Raw genomic sequence first — 2,959 nt, 5'->3', positions numbered from 1 at the left:
GAAAATGCAGCCCGCTGGCCACAACCGAATTTACACCACGTTGACGGACACGACCATTTTTCCCGTCTGAGCGCCTAGACCTCGGTCGCTTTTGATGGAGTCAAAAGCGCGGTCTAGGTTTCTGTTATGCCGTGATTTCCGAGCCGTGAAATGTTCCATTTCACTCGAAATCACTCTAGATGAGCGCATCGCTCGAACTTCGAGACTCAGCTATTGCGGACCGCATCATGATACAACTGCCCATTCTCTCGCTCACCGACGAACCTGCCGCGCTCGCGCAGAAGCTCGGCGACAGTTTCTCCACCTATGGCTTTGCAATGATCAAGGATCACGGCCTCGACCCCGCTTTGGTGCGCCAGGGCTGGGACAAGACGGCCGAATTCTTCGCCCTGCCCACCGAGGAGAAGCGCCGCTATTACGATAGCGAGGCTGGTGGCCAGCGCGGCTATACGCCGTTCGGCACCGAGATCGCCAAGGATGCCAAGGCGCATGACCTGAAGGAATTCTGGCATGTCGGGCGCGAGATTGACCCGGCGAGCCCGATCGCGCACACCATGCCCAAGAACGTCTGGCCCGAGCGCCCCGAGCATTTCCGCGAAACCTTCGAGCCGCTTTTTGCCGAGTTCGACCGGGTGGGCAACATCATCCTGTCGCGCATCGCGGTCTATCTCGGGCTCGATGCCAACTGGTTCGAACCGGCGGTGCATGAGGGCAATTCGATCCTGCGCCTGCTCCACTATCCGCCCATGGGCGTCGGCACCGGCGAGGAAGGCGCGATCCGCGCGGGCGCGCATGAGGATATCAACCTCATCACGCTGCTGCTGGGGGCCGAGGAAGGCGGGCTCGAGATTCTCGCCAAGGATGGCAGCTGGATCGACATGCGGCCGCCCGAAGGCGCGCTGGTCGTCAATGTCGGCGACATGCTGCAGCGGCTGACCAACCATGTCCTGCCCTCGACCACGCACCGCGTGCGCAACCCGGCAGGCGACCGGGCGCGCTACAGCCGCTATTCGATGCCCTTCTTCCTGCATCTGCGATCGGACTTCCCGATCCGCACACTCGAAGGCTGTATCAGCGCCGAGCGGCCCAATCGCTATCCCGACGCGATCCTCGCAGACGATTATCTGCACGAGCGGCTGGTCGAGATCGGCCTGGTCAAGGCCTGAGCGGGGCGTAACAACTCCGGCAAGGCGGGGGCATCAGTCCCCGCCGCACCCTCCGCCGCATCCACTGCATCCGCTGTCGCTGCTGCATCCGCTGTCGCCGCCCGAGTCGTTTCCGGAATCGCCATCCCAGCTGGCTTCGGCCCCACCGCCGCCGAAATCGCCGCCGCCCGCCGCAAAGGCCGCGCCGCCCGCTGCGGCCGCGCCACCGCCGCTCGACCAGCCGTCGAACGAACTGATCGAGCTGTCACCCGTGCTGTCATCGGTGCGCTTGCGACGATTGGCAGAGGCCCTGGGCACCATCAATCGTCGCGCCAGCCTCCATGACCAGCGCAGCAGCGATGCCAGCACGAAGGCGATCGCCAGAAGGATCACCAGGCCGACAATCGCATCGAATATCCGGCTGGTTCCGCTGGACCGGGTTACTTCGCTCACCTTGCTGGCCGCAAGCGCGGTGCAGGCCGCGAGCAGCGCCGCGCCGCCCGCCATGCCCGCGATCGACACCGCCTTGCGCGGCAGCAGATAGTGCCGGGTACGGTCGACCCATTGATAGCGCGTGCCGAAGCGGATGTCCGATGGGGGCCAGATATTGCTCGGCGGCTCCTCGCCGAAGGTCTCGCGATAAAGCCGCAGCGTCTCGGCATAGAGCGCACGGTATTTGCGCCCCTCGGACGCGCCGCCCGCCGTCGGACCATGGTGCAGCGGCCGCCCGATGATCCGCGCGCACAGCTCCTCCCAGTAATGCCGGGTATAGGCGAGATGCAGGTGCCAGGCCTGATCGACCTGATCCGACGGCGTTACCTCAGCCGCGCCGGTGGCGGCCAGATAGAGAAAGCGGCGATATTCATGGCAAACCGCTTCGGCATGGGCACGCGACCATCCGTTCTCGCGCGCCAGCCGCCGCGTGAAGCTCAGCGCTGCGCCCGGAGGCTCGATACGCATCTGGGCAAGCGCCTGCCATATCGGATCGTCGACCATCACCGCCCCTCCCGCCGTTTTGGTGAGGCGAGGCTATCGAGTCCGGATCGCTGCGGCAATCGTCAAATGTAAAACAAAAAGGAGGGCATCGCGCAGGCGATGCCCTCCAGGGTGGAGAGAGATGTAAACGGACGATCAGCGGCGGACGCGCGCGCGCGTTTCCAGATCGCCCAGCCGGCGGTCGAGATAGGCGCGCTCGTCGGCGCTGGGGTTCAGCCGCGCATAGGCCGCTTCCAGACGCGTCAGGTCCTCATGCTCGACACGCAGCTGCGCCTGAGCGCTCGCGGACAGGCCGCTCGCAGGCAACGCGCGGGCGATCGCATCGAGGCGCGCGCGCGGGGTCTGCAATGTGCTGCCGCCACCGGTCGAGGCCATGTCGCCAACGCGGGCATCGAGCGCTTCGAGCCGGGTGTAAAGATCGTCGCGCTCCTGGTCGGTGATGCGGCCATCGCGCAGATAGCTCGCTTCGGTGCGCACCAGCGCTGCGTAATCGGTCTTCAGCCGCGCGCCTTCGACTCGCGTGATCCGGCGCGCGGAAACCTGAGCATCAACGCGCTGGTTGAATTCGCCCTGCCCGTCGGCGACCGAAATGCCGATGTCCGATTCATATTCGTCGCCATAGGCGCCGTCGGCGATCACCTGGGTCAGCCGGCCATAGCGTTCGGCCAGGTCCTCGCGCTCCTGCACGGTGAAGCGGCGGTCGGCGCCATAGCGCGCCTCGAGCTGGACCAGATCATAATAGCGCGCCTCGAGCTGGACCAGATCATAATAGATCCTATGCAGGCCGGATCGGCTATGCCGTTGTTCCGTCAAACCTC

The 2,959-nt window shown here is 65.0% G+C and carries 3 protein-coding genes; 1 reads left to right on the top strand and 2 read right to left on the bottom strand.

The genetic code is table 11. From position 1 onward, the window contains the following. The first annotated feature begins 227 nt into the window (after positions 1–227). Positions 228–1,166: an isopenicillin N synthase family dioxygenase gene (locus AX725_RS02600; RefSeq protein WP_066046238.1), complete on the top strand. Its 939-nt coding sequence runs from the start codon at positions 228–230 to the stop codon at positions 1,164–1,166. Positions 1,167–1,199: 33 nt separating this feature from the next. Here the strand turns inward: AX725_RS02600 and AX725_RS21110 are convergent, their stop codons facing one another. Beyond that, complete coding sequence (locus AX725_RS21110; protein WP_197421702.1) at positions 1,200–2,141, bottom strand: glycine-rich domain-containing protein; 942 nt, start codon at positions 2,139–2,141, stop codon at positions 1,200–1,202. A 135-nt stretch (positions 2,142–2,276) separates the two neighbouring features. Beyond that, positions 2,277–2,959: hypothetical protein (locus AX725_RS21105; protein ID WP_202185038.1), on the bottom strand; the 683-nt coding region annotated here is incomplete at its 5' end.

The organism is Blastomonas sp. CCH9-A1 (assembly GCF_001557175.1).
In the GTDB taxonomy this organism is placed as follows: Bacteria; Pseudomonadota; Alphaproteobacteria; order Sphingomonadales; family Sphingomonadaceae; genus Blastomonas; species Blastomonas delafieldii_A.
Note: the sequence above shows the minus strand (reverse complement) of the source record. Positions and strands in the feature narration are given on the sequence as shown.

Bases quoted from the DNA above. Each gene is read 5' to 3' on its own strand.
- AX725_RS02600 (WP_066046238.1), top strand. From the start codon at position 228: ATGATACAACTGCCCATTCTCTCGCTCACCGACGAACCTGCCGCGCTC.
- AX725_RS21110 (WP_197421702.1), bottom strand. From the start codon at position 2,141: ATGGTCGACGATCCGATATGGCAGGCGCTTGCCCAGATGCGTATCGAG.